Origin of the sequence: Citrobacter sp. TBCP-5362, from assembly GCF_005406305.1 — a bacterium.
Lineage (GTDB): Bacteria > Pseudomonadota > Gammaproteobacteria > Enterobacterales > Enterobacteriaceae > Citrobacter_B > Citrobacter_B koseri.
In genome coordinates this window covers 255173-275234 of the sequence record NZ_CP040234.1, presented here as the reverse complement: position 1 = coordinate 275234, position 20062 = coordinate 255173, and the positions used below count along the sequence as shown (strand labels likewise).

23 protein-coding genes are annotated in these 20062 nt (G+C 58.1%); 22 read left to right on the top strand and 1 reads right to left on the bottom strand.

Annotated elements, in window-relative coordinates; all coding sequences use genetic code 11:
- Positions 1 to 125 precede the first annotated feature (125 nt).
- Entirely contained in the window at positions 126 to 791 is a 666-nt protein-coding gene (locus tag FD428_RS01260; protein ID WP_012135586.1) for a 7-cyano-7-deazaguanine/7-aminomethyl-7-deazaguanine transporter, read from the top strand.
- 72 nt (positions 792 to 863) lie between these two features.
- Complete coding sequence (locus FD428_RS01255) at positions 864 to 1421, top strand: DcrB family lipoprotein (protein WP_024131033.1); 558 nt, start codon at positions 864 to 866, stop codon at positions 1419 to 1421.
- Positions 1422 to 1424: 3 nt separating this feature from the next.
- On the opposite strand, the gene FD428_RS01250 is transcribed toward FD428_RS01255, so the two are convergent.
- Positions 1425 to 2642: an MFS transporter gene (locus FD428_RS01250; RefSeq protein ID WP_012135588.1), complete on the bottom strand. Its 1218-nt coding sequence runs from the start codon at positions 2640 to 2642 to the stop codon at positions 1425 to 1427.
- A gap of 131 nt (positions 2643 to 2773) precedes the next feature.
- On the opposite strand from FD428_RS01250, the gene FD428_RS01245 reads away from it, so the two are divergent.
- The 20 genes from FD428_RS01245 (at position 2774) to acpT (ending at position 19982) form a co-directional block, all read left to right on the top strand.
- Positions 2774 to 3823 carry an AI-2E family transporter gene (locus FD428_RS01245; protein ID WP_012135589.1) on the top strand — a complete coding sequence of 350 codons (1050 nt, stop codon included), beginning with the start codon at positions 2774 to 2776 and terminating at the stop codon, positions 3821 to 3823.
- A 324-nt stretch (positions 3824 to 4147) separates the two neighbouring features.
- Entirely contained in the window at positions 4148 to 4525 is a 378-nt protein-coding gene (locus FD428_RS01240; protein ID WP_123907531.1) for a hypothetical protein, read from the top strand.
- 151 nt (positions 4526 to 4676) lie between these two features.
- Positions 4677 to 5738 (top strand): class I SAM-dependent methyltransferase, encoded by a 1062-nt coding sequence (locus tag FD428_RS01235; RefSeq protein ID WP_114848076.1) that lies wholly within the window; start codon positions 4677 to 4679, stop codon positions 5736 to 5738.
- 57 nt (positions 5739 to 5795) lie between these two features.
- On the top strand, positions 5796 to 6518 hold the full coding sequence (locus tag FD428_RS01230) for a beta-ketoacyl synthase chain length factor (RefSeq protein WP_114848077.1): 723 nt from the start codon (positions 5796 to 5798) through the stop codon (positions 6516 to 6518).
- 41 nt (positions 6519 to 6559) lie between these two features.
- Positions 6560 to 7330 (top strand): 1-acyl-sn-glycerol-3-phosphate acyltransferase, encoded by a 771-nt coding sequence (locus FD428_RS01225; RefSeq protein ID WP_233603696.1) that lies wholly within the window; start codon positions 6560 to 6562, stop codon positions 7328 to 7330.
- Positions 7311 to 7568, top strand: coding sequence for a phosphopantetheine-binding protein (locus FD428_RS01220; RefSeq protein ID WP_024131035.1), 258 nt, complete (start codon positions 7311 to 7313; stop codon positions 7566 to 7568). Before FD428_RS01225 ends, FD428_RS01220 begins: the two co-directional genes overlap by 20 nt.
- A gap of 12 nt (positions 7569 to 7580) precedes the next feature.
- Entirely contained in the window at positions 7581 to 7832 is a 252-nt protein-coding gene (locus tag FD428_RS01215; protein ID WP_012135597.1) for an acyl carrier protein, read from the top strand.
- Between the two features lie 6 nt (positions 7833 to 7838).
- Positions 7839 to 8420, top strand: coding sequence for a hypothetical protein (locus tag FD428_RS01210; RefSeq protein WP_114848078.1), 582 nt, complete (start codon positions 7839 to 7841; stop codon positions 8418 to 8420).
- Complete coding sequence (locus FD428_RS01205) at positions 8417 to 9778, top strand: acyl-CoA synthetase (protein ID WP_114848079.1); 1362 nt, start codon at positions 8417 to 8419, stop codon at positions 9776 to 9778. Before FD428_RS01210 ends, FD428_RS01205 begins: the two co-directional genes overlap by 4 nt.
- A complete protein-coding gene (locus FD428_RS01200; protein ID WP_114848080.1) occupies positions 9765 to 10118 on the top strand; it encodes a beta-hydroxyacyl-ACP dehydratase in 354 nt (117 codons plus the stop codon). Before FD428_RS01205 ends, FD428_RS01200 begins: the two co-directional genes overlap by 14 nt.
- Positions 10109 to 11800: a glycosyltransferase gene (locus FD428_RS01195; protein ID WP_114848081.1), complete on the top strand. Its 1692-nt coding sequence runs from the start codon at positions 10109 to 10111 to the stop codon at positions 11798 to 11800. Before FD428_RS01200 ends, FD428_RS01195 begins: the two co-directional genes overlap by 10 nt.
- A 3-nt stretch (positions 11801 to 11803) precedes the next feature.
- Positions 11804 to 12226: a thioesterase family protein gene (locus FD428_RS01190; RefSeq protein WP_012135602.1), complete on the top strand. Its 423-nt coding sequence runs from the start codon at positions 11804 to 11806 to the stop codon at positions 12224 to 12226.
- Positions 12223 to 12828, top strand: a complete 606-nt coding sequence (locus FD428_RS01185; protein WP_047460500.1) for an outer membrane lipoprotein carrier protein LolA — start codon at positions 12223 to 12225, stop codon at positions 12826 to 12828. Before FD428_RS01190 ends, FD428_RS01185 begins: the two co-directional genes overlap by 4 nt.
- Positions 12797 to 15121: an MMPL family transporter gene (locus FD428_RS01180; RefSeq protein WP_114848082.1), complete on the top strand. Its 2325-nt coding sequence runs from the start codon at positions 12797 to 12799 to the stop codon at positions 15119 to 15121. The genes FD428_RS01185 and FD428_RS01180 overlap by 32 nt, the downstream gene beginning before the upstream one ends.
- 122 nt (positions 15122 to 15243) lie before the next feature.
- A complete protein-coding gene (locus FD428_RS01175) occupies positions 15244 to 15795 on the top strand; it encodes a DUF3261 domain-containing protein (protein ID WP_096753934.1) in 552 nt (183 codons plus the stop codon).
- Position 15796: 1 nt separating this feature from the next.
- On the top strand, positions 15797 to 16966 hold the full coding sequence (locus FD428_RS01170; RefSeq protein WP_114848083.1) for a beta-ketoacyl-[acyl-carrier-protein] synthase family protein: 1170 nt from the start codon (positions 15797 to 15799) through the stop codon (positions 16964 to 16966).
- On the top strand, positions 16963 to 17439 hold the full coding sequence (locus tag FD428_RS01165; protein WP_023285755.1) for a hypothetical protein: 477 nt from the start codon (positions 16963 to 16965) through the stop codon (positions 17437 to 17439). The genes FD428_RS01170 and FD428_RS01165 overlap by 4 nt, the downstream gene beginning before the upstream one ends.
- On the top strand, positions 17436 to 18167 hold the full coding sequence (locus tag FD428_RS01160; RefSeq protein WP_012135608.1) for a 3-ketoacyl-ACP reductase FabG2: 732 nt from the start codon (positions 17436 to 17438) through the stop codon (positions 18165 to 18167). The genes FD428_RS01165 and FD428_RS01160 overlap by 4 nt, the downstream gene beginning before the upstream one ends.
- Complete coding sequence (locus FD428_RS01155; RefSeq protein WP_058668238.1) at positions 18164 to 19393, top strand: beta-ketoacyl-ACP synthase; 1230 nt, start codon at positions 18164 to 18166, stop codon at positions 19391 to 19393. Before FD428_RS01160 ends, FD428_RS01155 begins: the two co-directional genes overlap by 4 nt.
- A gap of 1 nt (position 19394) precedes the next feature.
- Complete coding sequence (gene acpT / locus FD428_RS01150; RefSeq protein ID WP_012135610.1) at positions 19395 to 19982, top strand: 4'-phosphopantetheinyl transferase AcpT; 588 nt, start codon at positions 19395 to 19397, stop codon at positions 19980 to 19982.
- Positions 19983 to 20062: the final 80 nt, after the last annotated feature.

The following is a 20062-nucleotide window of genomic DNA, read 5'->3' as shown; positions in this document are numbered from 1 at the left end:
TGCCCGTAAGCAAATCAAGTTAACGATTGCGTGAAAAACAACCATTGCAATACGTTTTCAAAGCAGTATGATGCGGCGGTTTTATTGGGTTCCCTCACCCCAAATATCGATCAAAAAGGTACAATATGAACTCCTTTACTCAAATACAGCGCGTAAAAGCGTTGTTCTGGCTATCGCTATTCCACTTACTGGTGATCACCTCCAGTAACTATCTGGTACAGCTTCCGATCTCTGTTTTCGGGTTCCACACGACGTGGGGCGCCTTTAGCTTTCCCTTTATTTTTCTCGCGACCGACCTGACCGTGCGCATTTTTGGCGCGCCGCTGGCACGACGGATAATCTTTGCGGTGATGATCCCGGCGCTGCTCATCTCCTATGTCATCTCATCGCTGTTTTATATGGGTTCCTGGCAGGGATTTGGCGCGCTGCTGCACTTCAACCTGTTTGTCGCGCGTATCGCCACCGCCAGCTTTATGGCATATGCGCTGGGCCAGATTCTGGATGTACACGTCTTTAACCGCCTGCGCCAGAACCGCCGCTGGTGGATGGCTCCTACGGCCTCCACGCTGTTTGGCAACGTCAGCGATACCCTCGCCTTCTTCTTCATCGCTTTCTGGCGCAGCCCCGATGCCTTTATGGCCGAGCACTGGATGGAAATCGCCCTTGTCGATTACTGCTTCAAGGTGCTCATCAGCATCATTTTCTTCCTGCCGATGTATGGCGTATTGCTGAATATGTTGCTGAAAAGGCTGGCAGATAAATCTGAAATCTCGGCATTGCAGACGAGTTAAAGGTTCATTTTCCGAGTTGTGATAAGATGGATGAATGAGCCGTTATGGCCGTTTATCGAAAGGAAGAAGTCAATGCGCAATCTGGTTAAATATGTCGGTATTGGCCTGCTGGTTATGGGGCTTGCGGCCTGTGATAACAACGATACCAATGCTCCGGCAGAGGGAACCTCTACGGAAAGCAACGCAACCGGACAACCTGTCAGCCTGCTGGACGGTAAGCTGACGTTCTCACTGCCAGCGGATATGACCGACCAGAGCGGCAAGCTGGGCACTCAGGCCAATAATATGCACGTCTACTCTGACGCGACAGGCCAGAAAGCGGTGATCGTGATTGTTGGCGATAACACCAATGAAGACCTCGCCGTGCTGGCGAAACGTCTGGAAGATCAACAGCGCAGCCGCGACCCGCAGTTGCAGGTCGTGACCAATAAAGCCATCGAGCTGAAAGGCCACACGCTGCAACAGCTGGACAGCATTATCTCTGCGAAAGGCCAGACCGCGTACTCTTCCGTACTGCTGGGCAAAGTGGATAACCAACTGCTGACCCTGCAAATCACGCTGCCAGCAGACGATCAGCAGAAGGCGCAAACCGCCGCTGAAAACATCATTAACACGCTGGTTATCCAGTAACGGTTAAGACGATGACACGGCCTCCTGCGATACCGCCGGAGGCCGTTTTTTTAACCGCCAGGTCAGCAACAGCGCAATCGCCACCAGACCCGCCGCCGCCAGATAGATAACCGGCACGCCCGCCCAGGTCATCAGCAGCCCCGCCAGCGGCCCGGTCACGCCCAACGATAAATCCATAAACACCGTATAGGTCGCCAGCGCCGCCCCCTGATTCTGCTGCGGCACCGCCTTTACCGCTACCACGCCCAGCGCCGGGAAGACCAGCGAGAACCCCGCCCCCGCCAGTAGCACGCCAATTTTCGCCATCCACGGCATCAGCGCAACGCCCACCAGCAGCAGCCCGATAATCTCCACGCTAAAGCAGATCATCGCCACGTTTAAGCCGCCTAACCGATTGATGCCATTGGGGAACAATAAACGGGCGCCCACAAACGCACAGCTAAACAGCGTGAGCGCGAAGGCGGCGCCATCCCACCCTTTCGCGTCATAAAACAGCGTGATGAAGGTGGCGATAACGCCGAATCCCGCGGATGCCAGCGCCAGCGCCATTCCATACAGCCAGACGCGCCCAAGCACGGCGCGAAATGGCAGCGGTTTGCCCTTACTGGCTTTCACCGCCGGGCGCGGGAGCGCAAACAGCACGGCCAGCAGCGCCACGCCCATGATCGTCAACGCCAGCCCCTGTAACCCGCCCCAGGCGTAAAACAGCACGCCAAGCGGGGCGCCCATCGCCATCGCGCCATACGTGACAATACCGTTCCACGAAATCACCCGGCCAATATGCAGCGACCCCACCACGCCTACGCCCCAGAGCGTTGATCCGGTTCCGGCGAAGCTTTGTCCAATACCCAGAATGACACGCCCCAGGCATAACAGCAGCAGGCTTGCAATCGGCCAGCCGCTGGCGAATCCCGCCAGGAGATAGCTCAGGCCGCTCAGAAAGCAGCCGCACAAACCAAAGACGACAACCTTTTTCGGCCCCAGCAGGTCAGCGTAGCGCCCCGCATGAGGGCGGCTCACGAGCGTCGCAAAATATTGTAAGCTTATGACCAGCCCCGCCCAGAAGGCGCTAAACCCCATCACATCATGGACATAGCCCGGCAGGACTGCGAGCGGCAAACCGATCGTCAGATAACTGGCGAAGTTAAAAATCACAACAGAAACGATACGCAGATTGAGGCGCAATCCGCTAAGCGCCGGTTCAGCGACGGGTTCGGGCATGGGAGGTCACCACGTTTTTACAACAGTGTTTCATTTTTATCATGCTGAGTCGCGAAAATCAGTAGCAAGATTAAGAATATTGGTCTCAGGCCAGGCGCTACACTTAGAAAAAATGCAAAAAGGAAGATGACATGACAACCCCTCACCCCGACAAAACGGGGATGCATATTCTGCTCAAACTGGCGTCGTTGGTCGTCATACTGGCAGGGCTTCATGCCGCAGCAGATATTATTGTGCAGCTCTTACTGGCACTCTTTTTCGCCATTGTCCTCAACCCGCTGGTAACCTGGTTTATTCGTCGCGGCGTTAACCGCCCGGTGGCGATTACCCTCGTGGTGGTCGTGATGCTTATCGTGCTGACGGCGCTGATCGGCGTGCTGGCTGCGTCAATCAATGAATTCGTCGCCATGCTGCCGAAATACAACAAGGAGCTGACGCGTAAGGTTCTGCATTTGCAGGAGATGCTGCCCTTCCTCAACCTGCACATGTCGCCGGAACGCCTGCTGCAACGTATCGACTCCGATAAACTGATGACCTTCACCACCACACTGATGACCGGCCTTTCCGGGGCGATGGCAAGTGTAGTCCTGCTGGTGATGACGGTGGTGTTTATGCTGTTCGAAGTCCGCCACGTTCCCTACAAACTGCGTTTCGCGCTGAACAACCCGCAAATTCACATTGCGGGTTTACACCGGGCGCTCAAAGGCGTGTCGCACTATCTGGCACTGAAAACGCTGCTGAGCCTGTGGACCGGCGTGATTGTCTGGCTGGGGCTGGCGCTGATGGACATCCAGTTTGCGCTGATGTGGGGCGTGCTGGCGTTTTTACTCAACTATGTCCCTAACATTGGTTCGGTCATTTCAGCAGTGCCGCCGATGATTCAGGCGCTGCTGTTCAACGGTTTCTACGAATGCGTTCTGGTCGGCGCGCTCTTTCTGGTGGTGCATATGATCATCGGCAATATCCTGGAACCGCGCATGATGGGCCACCGCCTGGGAATGTCCACGCTGGTGGTGTTCCTCTCTTTACTGGTGTGGGGATGGTTATTAGGCCCGGTAGGAATGCTGCTTTCCGTTCCGCTTACCAGCGTCTGTAAGATCTGGATGGAGACCACCAAAGGCGGCAGCAAGCTGGCGATTTTACTGGGGCCGGGTCGCCCGAAAAGTCGGTTGCCCGGATAATTAATTTACCTACCAACCAGGGTAGTTTTTATCTACGCACCTGCCCGGTAAACTGTCATGCGTTTTAAATATATGTGGCAGTTTACCTTAAATGAAATATGTCCTGCCGCCCGTTATTTAATAAATAAGAAACAGCATTCACCGGAATAAAGCGACTTAACTCAAACAGATATAACAATATCGCATTCAGCCGGTTTTCGCGTGAAATGAAAAATGCATAAAATAAAAACCGACGCCATTATGGCTGGCGTTCGTTATTAATAAATTAATAAGCACATTATTAGTCAACTAGTTAATTGATAGGGAGTTTTCATGAAACAATTCATTAAATGGTTTGCCGCTATTGCGGTTGTGGGTGCTCTGGCGGGTTGCGCGCGTACTGCGCCTATCGATCAGGTTCACTCCAGCGTGAGCGCGGGCCATACTCAGGAGCAGGTCAAAAACGCCATTCTGAAGGCAGGCGTTCAACGTCAATGGATCATGTCTGAAGTCGGGCCTGGCGTTATCAAAGGACGTCAGCAGACGCGCAACCACGTCGCTGAAGTGCGCATTACCTACTCCGCCACCAGCTACGACATCAAATACGACAGCAGCCTCAATTTGCAGGCTTCCGGCGGCAAAATTCACAAAAACTACAACCGCTGGGTACATAACCTGGACAAAGACATCCAGGTTAACTTGTCCGCAGGCGCGGGTCTGTAATTCAGGCGGTACGCACTTTCATTCAGGCGGCATTGAGCTGAACGTTCACGCGTCAAAAGCAGCGGCCTGAAAGATGACGCGGATTATTAAAGTCGGGTCGAAGACGGCCCGATAACTCGCTTTTACCCCCTCTTAACAGGTTGTCCCCATTATGTACGAACAGGACTCGCTCAGCGCACTGGATGCCATCACGGAAGCACAACGTATCGCCTTCGCCCCCATGCTTTTCCAGGCCGCATTGTGTCTGCGTAACGCGGGTGTGCTGACATATCTGGATCGGCAGGGTAAACGCGGCGCAACGCTCGACGATATCACTGCAAACAGCAGTATCAATGAATATGCCGCCAGCGTACTGCTGGATATGGGATTAAGCGGACGTATTATTACTCACAAAGAGGGGCATTATTATCTCGCGAAGGTGGGGCATTTTCTTCTGCATGACGCCATGACCCGCATAAATATGGATTTCACCCAGGATGTTTGCTATCAGGGGCTGTTTTATCTGGAAAATGCGCTAAAGGAAGGCAAACCGTCAGGACTGAAAATATTCGGCGACTGGCCAACGATTTATCCCGCGCTGTCGCAATTACCGCAGGCGGCGCGTGACAGTTGGTTCGCCTTCGATCATTACTATTCCGACGGCGCATTTGACGCCGCGCTGCCTTATGTATTCGCCAGTCGCCCGGCAACCCTGTACGATGTGGGCGGAAATACCGGGAAATGGGCATTACGCTGCTGCCAGTACGATGAAAATATCGCGGTCACTTTATTAGATTTGCCACAACAAATTGCACTTGCCCGTAAAAATATCGAAAATGCAGGATTATCTCATCGCATAGATTTCCATGCAGTGGATATGCTGGGTGATACGCCTTTACCTGGAGAGGCCGATATCTGGTGGATGAGCCAATTTCTGGACTGCTTTTCACCGGAACAGATTATCACCATGCTCAGTAACGTTGCCCGCGTGATGAAACCCGGCGCAAGGCTGTGCATTATGGAGCTGTTCTGGGATGCGCAGAAATTTGAAGCGGCCTCTTTTAGCCTGAATGCGTCTTCGCTTTATTTTACCTGTATGGCAAATGGCAACAGCCGTTTCTACAGCGTAGAGAAGTTTTATCACTATCTGGACATGGCAGGGTTTCAGGTGGATGAACGCCATGACAACCTGGGCGTTGGGCATACTTTATTGATATGCCAAAAGAAAAAATAACAAAGTGACGTTAAAAAAACGTCACTGGTATCACCGGATTACCGCGGACGCGCGTTGATGAAATTTGCACTAAACATAACAGACTGGCAGGCCAGAGCCCCAGGACTTAGCGAAGCGACCCACTGGCAGCAGTGGTCGCGGGAGCCGTACGCCATCGATCCCGCCGCGCCGCAGGCAAAACTGCACGAACTCCCGATGATGACCGCCCGGCGGCTCAGTTCCGGCAGCAAACTGGCGGTGGAATGCGGGCTGGCCATGCTGCGTCGCCACGATATCGACGCGGTGCTCTATACCAGCCGCCACGGCGAACTGGAGCGTAACTACCGCATCCTGCACGCGCTGGCGATGGAACAGGCGCTCTCTCCCACCGATTTCGCCCTGTCAGTACACAATTCCGCGGTCGGTAATCTGACCATTGCCGCAAAACAGCCGGTTGTCTCATCCTCGCTTTCCGCCGGGAGAGACACCTTCCAGCAAGGGTTGTGCGAAGTGATGTGCCTGCTTCAGGCGGGTTATCAGCGGGTACTGATGGTCGATTTCGACGGCTTTCTGCCCGAGTTTTACCATCCGCGATTACCGCCGCAGATGCCGACCTGGCCTTACGCCGTCGCCTTTGTCATTGAAGCGGGGAATTCGCTGTCCTGCGCCACGCGGCCCGGCGCGCCTCAGGATGAAACGCCGCTTCCGCAAAGCCTGCTGTTTTTACAGCGTTACTTACAAAACGCCGACGCCTTTACGCTGCCGGGCGAGCGGGTAGAGTGGCAGTGGAGCCGCGCGTGAATACGCTTCTGGCGCGCCTGGATTGGGCATGGCGACTGGTGATGACCGGTTTTTGTTTTGCCCTGTTCGGCATCGGCGGGCTGTTGCTTTCTGTCGTGTGGTTCAACTTATTGTTACTATTGGTATGGAACCCCGTCAGACGCCGCCGCCTGGCCCGTCGCAGCATTGCGGCCAGTTTTCGCGCCTTTTTAACGGTAGCGAAAACGCTTGGCGTTCTGGACTACCGCATCGAGGGGAGCGACGTGCTGCGACAGGAGAAAGGGTGTCTGGTGGTGGCGAACCATCCCACGCTTATCGATTACGTGCTGCTGGCTTCCGTCATGCCCGAAACCGACTGCCTGGTGAAGAGCGCACTGCTGAAAAACCCGTTCGTCAGCGGCGTTATTCGCGCTGCGGATTACCTGATCAACAGCCAGGCCGACGCGCTGTTACCAGCCTGCCAGCAGCGTCTGGATCAGGGCGACACAATATTGATTTTCCCCGAAGGGACGCGAACGCGACCCGGTGAAAAAATGACGCTGCAACGCGGCGCGGCCAATATCGCCGTGCGCTGCGGCAGCGATTTACGCGTAGTGACTATCCACTGTAGCGAGCATCTGCTGGATAAGCAGAGCAAATGGTATGACGTGCCTCCCGCGAAACCTCTGTTTACCGTAGAGGTGCGCGAGCGGATCGCGATCGACCCGTTTAACGATGCAAATTTACAAGAACCGGCGCTGGCGGCAAGGCAGTTGAACCGGCATCTTTTGCTTCAATTACAACCAGGTACTACACCTCTTTCAGGAATTAATGATGCAAGCGCTCTACCTTGAAATTAAAAATCTCATAATAAATACGCTGAATCTGGACGAGCTGTCCGCTGACGATATCGATACCGAGGCGGCGCTCTTTGGTGATGGTTTAGGACTGGATTCGATCGATGCCCTTGAGCTGGGGCTGGCGGTGAAAAACCAGTATGGCGTGGTGCTCTCCGCAGAGAGCGAAGAGATGCGTCAGCACTTCTTTTCCGTCGCCACGCTGGCATCTTTCATTCACGCTCAACGTGCCTGAGGCGAGTCCGTTATGACAGAACAACATGCCATTTATGAAGAAGTCTCCGCGCTGCTGGTCAAACTGTTTGAAATCGACCCTCAGGACATCAAACCTGAGGCGCGCCTGTATGAAGATCTGGAGCTGGACAGCATCGACGCCGTTGACATGATCGTGCATCTGCAAAAGAAAACCGGTAAGAAAATCAAGCCGGAAGAGTTCAAAGCGGTGCGTACCGTGCAGGATGTCGTCGACGCCGTAGAACGCCTGCTGAAAGAAGCGTAATACGCCATGTCAGGCGCTCACGCGCGTATGGGTATTCAGTTGCTGACCGGCCTGATGCTGCTGGCCTGGCCATTTTTGATCTGGTTTGGGCTGACGCATAACAGCCTCCACTGGCTGCTGCCGCTGATGGCGTTGCTGCTCTTTTTACGCTTTCGTCAGACCCGGCGACAGGCGGGGCCGCTGCGCGTCGTCACTCAGGTGGCGGCGGTGGCGGGCATAGCGCTTTGCGTCGCCAGCTATCTGCTTAAAACACATCAACTGCTGCTGTTTTACCCGGTTGTTGTTAACGGCGCCATGCTTGCCGTTTTTGGCGGCTCGCTGTGGACATCCATGCCGATTGTCGAACGTCTGGCGCGACTGCGTGAACCTGCGCTGCCGGAAGCCGCAGTGCGCTACACCCGTCGCGTAACACAAATCTGGTGCGCCTTTTTCATCGGCAACGGCGGTATTGCGCTCTTTACCGCGCTACACGGCGACATGGCGCTATGGACCGCCTGGAACGGCATGATTGCCTATCTGCTGATGGGCGTGTTGATGGCGGGCGAGTGGCTGGTGCGCCGCCAGGTGATTAAACGAGAAACACAATGAAGCAGACCCTTCCGCTCTCCCGCTGGCTCACCGCGCCACGCCCGGATGAAACGCCTGTTGCCTGGCTGGGTGAGGACACCTGGACGCTGGGCCACCTGCGCCATGACGTCGCGCAGTTGGTGAAACACCTGCAACAGCAGGAGGGCGAGCGCTGGGCGCTGTGTTTTGAGAACAGCTATCTGTTTATTGTTGCGCTGCTGGCAACGCTGCATAGCGGAAAAACGCCCGTTATTCCGGGGCATAACCGCGTCTCTCTGCTGGATGAGCAGCGCGCGCTGTTCAACGGCGTGCTCAGCGATAAGACGTCTGGCTGGCACGGCCCGCTACTGGTGGTCAATACATCACGACAGTTCAGCACAGAAGCCTTCACATTCGACGATATTGCCGCCGATGCCTTCGTTGAATTGTTTACCTCTGGCTCCACCGGTCAGCCCAAGCGCATCATCAAACCCATCGCGCGGCTGGATTGCGAGGCCGAACTGCTGGCGATGCGTTTTGCCGACCGCCTGGCAGGCTGTCGCGTCGTGGCGTCAGTCGTTCCTCAGCATCTGTACGGTCTGACTTTCCGTATTTTCCTGCCGATGGCGCTCGGCCTGCCGCTTCATGCCGCAATGCTCTACTACGCAGAGCAGCTTGCCGCGCTAAGCCACGACCACCGCTATGCGTTTATCAGCAGTCCGGCGTTCCTGAAACGCCTCGACCACCGGCTCACGCCGCCGCCGGTCAACATGATCCTTTCCGCAGGCGGTATGCTGCCCTGGGGCGATGTCACGCAAACCGCCGCCTGGCTCAATATCTGGCCGGATGAAATCTATGGCAGCACCGAAACCGGCATTCTCGCCTGGCGCTACCGCCAGCAGGAGGAGATCGCCTGGCTCCCCTTCCCCGGCGTACATTTCCAGCCGGAGGGCGAAGCATTTCGCGCCTTTTCGCCGCTGATCGTGCAGCAGGACGGCCTGTTGCTCGACGATATCCTCCAGTTTGATGAGAACGGCCAGTTCCGCCTGATGGGACGCCGGGGGCGCGTCGTCAAAATTGAAGAGAAACGGATCTCGCTCAGCGAAGTTGAACAGCGGCTGCTGGAGCTGAAGGGCATCCGCGAGGCGGTCGCGCTGCCTGTTTCACGCGGCGGTCGTCAGGGCATTGGCGTTCTGCTGGTGCTGGATGACGAAACCCGCCAACAATGGCAGCGCTGCGGCGGCAAAGCCCAGGAGCTGACCTGGCGTCGCTCGCTGCTGCCGTGGCTGGAGCCGGTTGCCGTACCTCGCTACTGGCGCGTGATCGACGAGATCCCGGTCAACAGTATGAACAAGCGTGTCTATGCGCAATTACAGGAGTTATTTCATGATACCCCATGAAATTGAGCGCCATCAGGCACAACCCCAACAGCTTGAGATCGTCCTGCATCTCGACCCTTCCCTGTTCTGGTTCAGCGGCCACTTTACCGTGCAGCCGCTGCTGCCCGGCGTCGCGCAACTGGACTGGGTGATGCATTACGCCACCACGCTGCTCACGCCCGGCTGGCGTTTTCACAGCATCCAGAACGTCAAATTCCAGGCGCCGCTGCTGCCTGAAACCACGGTGACGCTGACCCTGAGATGGCAGGAAACGCGCCAGCTCCTGACGTTTAGCTATCAGCGCCACGATGGCGACGCGCGGCATACCGCCAGCAGCGGGAAGATCCGGTTATGCCGTTGACCTTCACTCCCTGCGTGCTCATCCCCTGCTACAACCACGGCACGATGATGGCGCGGGTGCTGGCGCGGCTACAGCCGTTTAATCTGCCCTGCATTGTGGTGGATGACGGCAGTGACGAAACAACACGTCGGCAATTAGCGCAGCTGGCGGCTCAGGAACCGAACCTGACGCTGATCCGCCTGCCGGAAAACGCGGGCAAAGGCGCTGCGGTGATTCGTGGGCTACAGGCGGCCTCAGACGCGGGATTTACCCACGCGGTGCAGGTGGACGCCGACGGCCAGCATGCCATTGAAGATATTCCGAAGCTGCTCGAACTGGCGCAGGAAAACCCAGCCGCGCTGATCTCCGGGCAGCCGATCTATGACGATTCCATTCCCCGTTCGCGCCTGTACGGTCGCTGGATAACCCACGTCTGGGTATGGATTGAAACGCTTTCGTTCCAGCTGAAAGACAGCATGTGCGGGTTTCGCGTGTATCCGGTCGCCCCTGTGCTGCAACTGGCGCAGCGCGTCACGCTCGGCAAACGGATGGACTTCGACACCGAAGTCATGGTGCGCCTCTACTGGCAGGGCAACACCAGCTATTTTGTCCCGACCCGCGTTACCTATCCGCTGGACGGGCTGTCCCATTTTGACGCGCTAAAAGACAACTGCCGAATTTCACTGATGCACACCCGCTTGTTCTTCGGCATGCTGCCGCGCATCCCGTCTTTGCTGTTTCGCCGCTCGTCGCCGCACTGGGCGCGCCAGCAGGAAGTTAAAGGGCTGTGGGGAATGCGTCTGATGCTGCTGGTCTGGCGTCTGCTTGGGCGTAAGGCGTTCTCGCTGCTGCTTTATCCGGTGGTCGGCGTCTACTGGCTGACGGCAGCGCACGCCCGCAACGCGTCGCAACACTGGCTGGCCCGCGTGCGAACGCAACTGACGTCACGCCAGCGCCCCGTTCCGTCCCGGCTGACCAGCTTCCACCACTTTCTGCGTTTTGGCGAGGCGATGCTGGATAAAATCGCCAGCTGGCGCGGGGAGCTACAGTTTGGCCGCGATGTGGTCTTTGCGCCGGGCGCAGAAGAGACGCTCAACATCACGGCGCCAACGGGCAAACTGTTGCTGGCCTCGCATCTGGGCGATGTCGAAGCCTGCCGCGCGCTGGCGCAATTGCAGGGCAGCAAAACCATCAACGCTCTGATGTTCAGCGACAATGCCCAACGTTTTAAACAGATTATGGACGAGATGGCGCCGCAGGCCGGGCTGAACCTGATGCCCGTCACCGACATCGGCCCGGACACCGCCATCCTGCTGAAAGAGAAGCTGGAACGCGGCGAGTGGATCGCCATTGTTGGCGACCGTATTGCGGTTAACCCACAGCGTGGCGGCGAGTGGCGCGTCTGCTGGAGCCGTTTTATGGGCCAGCCCGCGCCGTTTCCGCAGGGGCCATTTATTCTGGCCTCCATCCTGCGCTGCCCGGTTCAACTTATTTTCGCTCTGCGCCAGAACGGGAAACGGCATATCCACTGTGAACCGTTCGCCGACCCGCTACTGTTGCCGCGCGCCGAACGCCAGCAGGCATTACAGCAGGCCATCGACCGCTACGCCGAACGCCTTGAGCACTACGCGCTACAGTCGCCGCTCGACTGGTTTAATTTTTTCGATTTCTGGCAACTGCCGGATGCCAAAAACAAGGAGTAAAGGGTGCTTAACGATCCCCGTTTTACTGCTGAAGTAGAGCTGACCATTCCGTTCCACGACGTCGATATGATGGGCGTCGCGTGGCACGGCAACTATTTCCGCTACTTCGAGATTGCCCGTGAGGCGCTGCTCAACCAGTTCGACTACGGCTACCGCCAGATGAAAGCGTCCGGCTACCTGTGGCCCGTGGTCGATACCCGCGTGAAGTACCGCAACGCGCTGACATTCGAACAACGCATTCGGGTGCGCGCCCGTCTTGAGGAGTACGAAAACCGCCTGCGCATCGGCTACGAAATTTTTGATGCGCAGACGGGAAAACGCGCCACGACGGGTTACACCATCCAGGTGGCGGTAGAAGAGAAAAGCCGCGAGATGTGCTTCGTCAGCCCGGATATTTTGTTTGAACGTATGGGAGTAACGCCATGAGATTCCTGCCGCTGCTGGCGCTGATCATCAGCCCGTTCGTGAGCGCTCTGACGCTCGACGATCTGCAACAGCGCTTTACCGAACAGCCGGTTGTCCGCGCCCACTTCGATCAAACCCGGACGATTAAGGATCTGCCGCAGCCGCTGCGATCCCAGGGCAGGATGCTGATCGCTCGCGACCAGGGGCTGCTGTGGGATCAAACCGCCCCGTTCCCGATGCAGTTGCTGCTGGACGACAAACGGATGGTACAGGTGATCAACGGCCAGCCGCCGCAGGTCATCACCGCCGAAAACAACCCGCAGATGTTCCAGTTTAATCACCTGCTGCGCGCGCTGTTCCAGGCTGACCGCAGCGTGCTGGAGCAGAACTTCCGCGTCGATTTCGCCGATAAAGGCGAGGGGCGCTGGGCGCTGCGGCTAACGCCGATCACCACGCCGCTGGACAAGATTTTCGCCACGATTGACCTGGCCGGACAAACGTATCTGGAGTCAATCCAACTGAATGATAAACAAGGCGATCGCACGGATATCGCACTCACTCAACACCAACTGACGCCCGCTCAACTGACCGATGACGAACGCCAACGTTTTACCGCGCAATAACCGTAAAAGCCTCGCGCTGCTATGGGGTGTCGCCTGCCTGATTATGTTGGGCGCATTGCTGACGCTGCTGCCCCAGTCACGGCTGAACAGCAGCGTGCTGGCAATGCTGCCAAAACAGGCTTTAGGGAACATTCCGCCTGGCCTGAACGACGGTTTCATGCAGCGCCTCGACCAACAGCTGGTCTGGCTGGTAAGCCCGGGTAAACAGGCCGATCCGCAGGTGGCGCGCGACTGGCTCGCGCTGTTGCAAAAATCCCACGCGCTGGCGGACGTCAAAGGCCCGATGGACGCCGACAGCCAGCAGGCATGGGGCGCCTTTTTCTGGCAGCATCGCAACGGCCTGATCGATGAGGCCACCCGTGCTCGTCTGCAAAACGGCGGCGACGCGCAGGCGCAGTGGATTCTGTCTCAGCTGTATTCCGCCTTCTCCGGGGTGAGCGGTAAAGAGCTGCAAAACGATCCGCTGATGCTGATGCGCGGTTCGCAGCTGGCGATGGCGAAAAACGGCCAGCGTCTGCGGCTGATGGACGGCTGGCTGGTCACTCAGGATGAGCAGGGGCACTACTGGTATCTGCTGCACGGCGAGCTGGCCGGTTCGTCGTTTGATATGCAGCAAACGCACCAGCTCGTCACCACGCTCAGCGCGCTGGAAGGTGAACTAAAAACACGTTATCCGCAGGCGCAGCTGCTGTCGCGCGGTACGGTTTTTTACAGTGATTACGCCAGCCAGCAGGCGAAACAGGATATCTCCACCCTTGGCGTGGCGACGGTTCTGGGCGTGATTCTGCTGATCGTGGCGGTCTTTCGCTCGCTGCGCCCGCTGCTGCTGTGCCTGATATCAATTGGCGTCGGCGCGCTGGCCGGAACCGTCGTCACCCTGTTGATTTTTGGCGAGCTGCACCTGATGACGCTGGTGATGAGCATGAGCATCATCGGTATTTCAGCCGACTATACGCTTTATTACCTGACCGAGCGCATGGTGCACGGCAACGACGCGTCGCCGTGGCAGAGCCTCGCCAAAGTGCGTAACGCCCTGCTGCTGGCGCTGCTGACCACCGTCGCGGCGTATCTGATCATGATGCTCGCCCCTTTCCCCGGCATTCGCCAGATGGCGGTATTTGCCGCCGTGGGATTAAGCGCCTCCTGCCTGACGGTCATTTTCTGGCATCCGTGGCTGTGTCGCGGGCTGCCTGTGCGCCCCGTTCCGGCAATGTTGCTGATGTTGCGCTGGCTGGCGGCGTGGCGGCGCAATAAAAAACTGTCCATCGGCCTGCCCGTGGCGCTGGCGATCTTCTCGCTGGCGGGCATCGCAACGCTGCATGTGGATGACGATATTTCACAGCTACAGGCGCTGCCGCAGCAGATTCTGGCGCAGGAAAAAGCAATCACCGCCCTGACCGGGCAGAGCGTCGATCAGAAATGGTTTGTGGTTTACGGTCAGTCCGCACAGCAAACGCTGGAGCGGCTGGAAGCCTTTACCCCAGCGCTGGAACAGGCAAAGCGCGACGGGCTGCTCAGCGGCTATCGCACGCTTCCGATCAACTCGCTCGCCCGTCAGCAGCAGGATCTGAAGCTACTGAAAAACGCCGCTCCGGCGGTGAGCCGCGCGCTACAGAATGCCGGACTTTCCACGGTTAACCCGGATCTGAACGCCATGCCGGTAACGGTGGACGCCTGGCTTGCCAGCCCGGCCAGCGAAGGCTGGCGGCTGCTGTGGCTGACGCGGGAGAATGGCGAAAGCGGCGTGCTGGTGCCGGTAGACGGCGTGAAGCGGAGCGCCGCGCTGAACGCCCTCGCCACGCAATATTCCGGCGTGGCGTGGGTTGACCGAAAAAGCACCTTCGACACGCTGTTCGCCCTCTATCGCAATGTGCTGACGGGACTGCTGTTTGTGGCGCTGGCGGTCATTGCCTGCGGCGCGATGATCAGGCTTGGCTGGCGCAAAGGGCTGGTAAGCCTGGTGCCGTCAGTGCTGTCGCTGGGCTGCGGTCTGGCGGCGCTGACATTGAGCGGCCATGCGGTCAATCTGTTCTCGCTATTAGCGCTGGTGCTGGTGCTGGGGATTGGCATCAACTATACGCTGTTTTTCAGCAACCCACGCGGAACGCCGTTGACCTCGCTGCTGGCGATTACGCTGGCGATGATGACCACGCTGCTGACCCTCGGCATGCTGGTCTTTAGCGCCACCCAGGCCATCAGCAGTTTCGGTATCGTACTGGTCAGCGGGATTTTCACCGCATTTCTGTTATCGCCTCTGGCAATGCCCGGTAAAAAAGAGAAAAAAAGAAGATGATCAAACAAACAGCGCACTGGTTGAGACACCTTTTGCCGGATGGCGGCTTTGCCTTATCCGGCCTACGCCAGCGCACAAACCGCAGGCCGGATAAGCGTAGTGCCATCCGGCAGTTTCTGCTGATGACCGCGGCGCTCATTCTGACCGGATGCAGCCACTCGCAGAAAGCGCCGGAAGGCCGCCCGCAGGCGTGGCTGGAACCCGGCGCGCGCGTCACGCTGCCTGCGCCGGGCATCTCTCCGGCGGTCAGTTCGCAACAACTGCTCACCGGCAGCTTTAACGGCAAAACCCAGTCGCTGCTGGTGATGCTCAATGCCGACGAGCAAAAAATCACCCTTGCCGGACTGTCGTCGGTTGGCATCCGCCTGTTCCTGGTCACCTATGATGAGAAAGGGTTGCACACCGAGCAGTCCATCGTGGTGCCGCAGTTGCCGCCCGCCAGCCAGGTTCTGGCCGACGTAATGCTCAGCCACTGGCCGATTAGCGCCTGGCAGCCGCAGTTGCCGACGGGCTGGACGCTCACCGACAACGGCGACAAACGCGAGCTGCGCAATGCCAGCGGTAAGCTGGTGACGGAAATTATCTATCTGAACCGCAAAGGCAAACGCGAGCCGATCAGCATTGAGCAGCATGTGTTCAAATACCACATCACCATTCAATATCTGGGTGACTGATATGATCTATATTTCTGCGATCGGTATGATCAACGCGCTGGGCAACGATACGGATGAGATCGCCACGAACCTGACGCGCGGCGTGGCGCCTGGTATGCGCCCTCGCCCCGGCTGGCTACAGGGGCATCCACAGGCGGTGCTCGCCGGTGTTGACGGCGAACTGCCCGCCATCCCCGATGACTTTGCCGCTCATCGTTCGCGCAACAATCAGCTGCTGCTGGCCGCGCTCGCGCAGATCCAGCCCCGGGTGGATGAAGCCATCGCGCAGTATGGCCGCGATCGCGTCGCCGTGGTGCTCGGCACCAGCACCTCCGGCCTCGACGAGGGTGATGCCCATGTCAACCTGACGCTAAACGGCCAGGAAAGCCTCTCCTGGCAGTACCCGCAGCAGGAGCTGGGCGATCCGTCGCGCTTTCTCAGCCACTGGCTGGCGCTTGATGGCCCGGCGTTCACCCTTTCCACCGCCTGTTCCTCCAGCGCCAGAGCGATCATCAGCGGACGCCGACTGATCGAAGCCGGTCTGGCAGACGTGGCGATTGTCGGCGGCGCGGACACCTTAAGCCGGATGCCGATTAACGGCTTCCACAGCCTGGAGTCGCTCTCTCCAACGCGATGCCTGCCGTTCGGCCGGGATCGCAGCGGCATTACCATCGGTGAAGGGGCCGCGCTGATGCTGCTGACCCGCGAACCGCAGCCTGTCGCGCTGCTGGGCGTCGGCGAGTCCAGCGACGCGTACCATATTTCCGCGCCGCATCCGCAAGGTGAAGGCGCGATTCGCGCGATTACCCAGGCGCTCGATGACGCAGGCATCACGCCGACGCAGGTGGGTTATATCAACCTGCACGGCACCGCCACGCCGCTCAACGACCAGATCGAATCGAAAGTCGTGAGTGAACTGTTTGGCGAGAATGTGCCCTGTAGCTCCACCAAACATCTGACCGGGCACACGCTGGGCGCTGCGGGAATCACCGAAGCCGCCCTCAGCATGTTGATTCTGCAACGCGGCTTGCCGCTGCCGCCGCAGGATTTCAGCGATTCGCCGCGTGACCCGGCGTTGCCGCGCTGCGGCATCATCGAACAACCGCGCGCGCTTGAACGCCCGGTGATCTTATCTAACTCGTTCGCCTTTGGCGGCAACAACGCCAGCATTCTGCTCGGGAGGGTTTCATGAGTCGCTATTTATCACCCGGCGAGTATCTGCCACATGACGCCCCCATGTTGCTGCTCGAAGACGTCGAGTGCGTCACGGACGAGTCCGCCGCCTGCCGCGTCACCGTGGCGCCAGGCGGCGTGCTGGCCCCGTTTCTTGACCCGCAGGGCAATCTGCCCGGCTGGTTCGCGCTGGAACTGATGGCGCAAACCGTCGGCGTCTGGTCAGGCTGGCATCGTCATCAACAGGGTCAGAGCGCCATCTCTTTGGGCATGGTGCTCGGCGCGCGTGAACTCGTCTGCGCCGCAGGCGCCCTCCCCGCCGGGGAAACGCTGACCATCAGGGCCACATTACTCATGCAGGATGAGCGTTTCGGCAGCTTTGAATGCACAATCGACGTGGGGGATGACACGCTGGCGACAGGCCGCGTAAATACGTTCCAGCCCACGCAGGAAGAACTCACCACGCTATTTCAACAGGGAGCTGCAACATGAGTCGTTCCGTTCTGGTTACCGGGGCCAGCAAAGGCATCGGTCGCGCCATCGCCCGTCAACTGGCGGCTGACGGCTTTGTTGTCGGGGTTCACTATCACCGTGACGCACAGGGCGCGCAAGAAACGCTGGATGCCATTCTCGCCGTCGGCGGCGCAGGCCGTCTGCTCAGTTTTGACGTCGCCAGTCGCGAGCAGTGCCGCGAGGTGCTGGAGCAGGATATCGACGCGCATGGCCCGTGGTATGGCGTAGTCAGCAACGCCGGGATCACCCGCGACGCTGCCTTTCCGGCGCTGAGCGACGACGACTGGGATGCCGTGATCCACACCAATCTCGACAGCTTTTACAATGTGATTCAGCCGTGCATCATGCCGATGATTAGCGCACGTCAGGGTGGACGGATCATTACCCTGTCATCCGTTTCCGGCGTGATGGGCAACCGTGGTCAGGTTAACTACAGCGCCGCAAAAGCGGGCATTATCGGTGCGACAAAAGCGCTGGCGATTGAGCTGGCAAAACGTAAAATCACCGTCAACTGCATCGCGCCGGGGCTGATTGACACCGGCATGATCGCAATGGAAGAGGCCGCGCTGAAAGAGGCGATGTCCATCATCCCAATGAAACGTATGGGCCAGGCAGATGAAGTGGCAGGGCTGGCCAGTTATTTAATGTCGGATATTGCGGGTTACGTTACCCGCCAGGTCATATCCATCAATGGAGGGATGTTATGACGCGTCGCGTTGTGATTACAGGCATGGGCGGCGTCACCGCGTTTGGCGAGAACTGGCAGGACGTTTCCACCAGACTGAAAGCTTACGAAAACGCCGTGCGCCAGATGCCGGAATGGCAGGTTTATGACGGACTGCATACGCTGCTCGGCGCGCCAGTCGATGATTTCACCCTACCGGCACACTATACCCGCAAGCGTATTCGGGCGATGGGCCGCGTGTCGCTCATGTCCACCCGCGCCACCGAACTGGCGCTGGAGCAGGCAGGGCTTATCGACGATGCGGTGCTGACCAACGGCGAAACCGGAATTGCCTATGGTTCTTCTACCGGCAGTACCGGTCCGGTGAGCGAATTCGCCACCATGCTGACGGAGAAACACACCAACAACATCACCGGCACCACTTACGTGCAGATGATGCCGCACACCACCGCCGTCAATACCGGGCTGTTCTTTGGCCTGCGGGGCCGCGTGATCCCGACGTCCAGCGCCTGCACCTCCGGCAGTCAGGCGATTGGTTATGCCTGGGAAGCGATTCGTCACGGCTACCAGACGGTGATGGTCGCCGGCGGCGCAGAAGAGTTATGCCCGTCTGAAGCGGCGGTTTTTGACACGCTGTTTGCCACCAGCCAGCGCAATGACGAACCGAAAACGACGCCTTCGCCGTTCGATGAAAAGCGCGATGGTCTGGTAATTGGCGAAGGCGCAGGGACGCTGATTCTCGAAGAGCTGGAACATGCCAAAGCCCGAGGGGCGACCATTTACGGCGAAATCATCGGCTTTGCCACTAACTGCGACGCCGCGCATATCACCCAGCCACAGCGTGAAACCATGCAGATTTGCATGGAACAATCGCTGAAAATAGCAGGCTTAAGCGCACGGGATATAGGGTACATTTCCGCCCACGGCACGGCGACCGATCGGGGCGATATCGCAGAAAGTCAGGCAACGGCCGCAATTTATAGCGATAATGTGCCGATCTCCTCGCTAAAAAGCTACTTTGGGCATACCCTTGGCGCCTGCGGGGCACTGGAAGCCTGGATGAGTCTGCAAATGATGCGTGAAGGTTGGTTTGCACCTACGCTAAACTTGAGTCAGCCGGATACCCAATGCGGCGCGCTGGATTACATCATGGGTGAAGCCCGCAAGATTGATTGTGAGTTTTTGCAAAGCAACAACTTTGCGTTTGGCGGCATCAATACTTCTATCATTATTAAACGTTGGCCCTGATATGTACCGGATTGTTCTGGGAAAAGTTTCGACACTGAGCACAGGCGCGCTGCCGTCGCCACTGTACGCACAGGCGCCGCAGGGCGCTCGCCGCGCGCGCTGGCTGGCCGGTCGCGTACTGCTTTCCCATGCCCTTTCGCCATTGCCGGAGATTGTGTATGGCGAACAGGGAAAACCTGCTTTTTCTCCTGACACCCGGCTCTGGTTTAACCTGAGTCATAGCGGGGACGATATCGCCCTGCTGCTGAGCGACGAGGGCGAAGTCGGCTGCGACATTGAAGTGATCCGCCCGCGAGATAACTGGCGGTCGCTGGCCAACGCGGTGTTCAGCCTTGGCGAACATGCGGAAGTGGAAGCCGAACATCCCGAACAACAGCTGACGGCGTTCTGGCGCATCTGGACGCGCAAAGAGGCTATCGTAAAACAGCGCGGCGGCAGCGCCTGGCAAATCGTCAGCGTGGACAGCACGCTCAACTCGGCGTTGTCGGTCAGCCAGTGCCAGCTCGATACCCTGAGTCTGGCGGTCTGCACGCCGACACCGTTCACGCTGACCGCCGATTGCGTGCAGCGCCTGGAATCCATCGCGTAAATTTGTATGTCATGCCTGCCGTTAAATCTTTACGGAGAACATTTCATTCTGACGCGTGATTCCGTTCACTTCAGGTTCAG

Excerpts from the sequence above, each read along its gene's own strand:
- FD428_RS01260 (WP_012135586.1), top strand. The coding sequence starts at position 126 with ATGAACTCCTTTACTCAAATACAGCGCGTAAAAGCGTTGTTCTGGCTA.
- FD428_RS01255 (WP_024131033.1), top strand. The coding sequence starts at position 864 with ATGCGCAATCTGGTTAAATATGTCGGTATTGGCCTGCTGGTTATGGGG.
- FD428_RS01250 (WP_012135588.1), bottom strand. The coding sequence starts at position 2,642 with ATGCCCGAACCCGTCGCTGAACCGGCGCTTAGCGGATTGCGCCTCAAT.
- FD428_RS01245 (WP_012135589.1), top strand. The coding sequence starts at position 2,774 with ATGACAACCCCTCACCCCGACAAAACGGGGATGCATATTCTGCTCAAA.
- FD428_RS01235 (WP_114848076.1), top strand. The coding sequence starts at position 4,677 with ATGTACGAACAGGACTCGCTCAGCGCACTGGATGCCATCACGGAAGCA.
- FD428_RS01230 (WP_114848077.1), top strand. The coding sequence starts at position 5,796 with ATGAAATTTGCACTAAACATAACAGACTGGCAGGCCAGAGCCCCAGGA.
- FD428_RS01225 (WP_233603696.1), top strand. The coding sequence starts at position 6,560 with ATGACCGGTTTTTGTTTTGCCCTGTTCGGCATCGGCGGGCTGTTGCTT.
- FD428_RS01220 (WP_024131035.1), top strand. The coding sequence starts at position 7,311 with ATGCAAGCGCTCTACCTTGAAATTAAAAATCTCATAATAAATACGCTG.
- FD428_RS01215 (WP_012135597.1), top strand. The coding sequence starts at position 7,581 with ATGACAGAACAACATGCCATTTATGAAGAAGTCTCCGCGCTGCTGGTC.
- FD428_RS01210 (WP_114848078.1), top strand. The coding sequence starts at position 7,839 with ATGTCAGGCGCTCACGCGCGTATGGGTATTCAGTTGCTGACCGGCCTG.
- FD428_RS01205 (WP_114848079.1), top strand. The coding sequence starts at position 8,417 with ATGAAGCAGACCCTTCCGCTCTCCCGCTGGCTCACCGCGCCACGCCCG.
- FD428_RS01200 (WP_114848080.1), top strand. The coding sequence starts at position 9,765 with ATGATACCCCATGAAATTGAGCGCCATCAGGCACAACCCCAACAGCTT.
- FD428_RS01195 (WP_114848081.1), top strand. The coding sequence starts at position 10,109 with ATGCCGTTGACCTTCACTCCCTGCGTGCTCATCCCCTGCTACAACCAC.
- FD428_RS01185 (WP_047460500.1), top strand. The coding sequence starts at position 12,223 with ATGAGATTCCTGCCGCTGCTGGCGCTGATCATCAGCCCGTTCGTGAGC.
- FD428_RS01180 (WP_114848082.1), top strand. The coding sequence starts at position 12,797 with ATGACGAACGCCAACGTTTTACCGCGCAATAACCGTAAAAGCCTCGCG.
- FD428_RS01175 (WP_096753934.1), top strand. The coding sequence starts at position 15,244 with ATGACCGCGGCGCTCATTCTGACCGGATGCAGCCACTCGCAGAAAGCG.
- FD428_RS01170 (WP_114848083.1), top strand. The coding sequence starts at position 15,797 with ATGATCTATATTTCTGCGATCGGTATGATCAACGCGCTGGGCAACGAT.
- FD428_RS01165 (WP_023285755.1), top strand. The coding sequence starts at position 16,963 with ATGAGTCGCTATTTATCACCCGGCGAGTATCTGCCACATGACGCCCCC.
- FD428_RS01160 (WP_012135608.1), top strand. The coding sequence starts at position 17,436 with ATGAGTCGTTCCGTTCTGGTTACCGGGGCCAGCAAAGGCATCGGTCGC.
- FD428_RS01155 (WP_058668238.1), top strand. The coding sequence starts at position 18,164 with ATGACGCGTCGCGTTGTGATTACAGGCATGGGCGGCGTCACCGCGTTT.
- acpT (WP_012135610.1), top strand. The coding sequence starts at position 19,395 with ATGTACCGGATTGTTCTGGGAAAAGTTTCGACACTGAGCACAGGCGCG.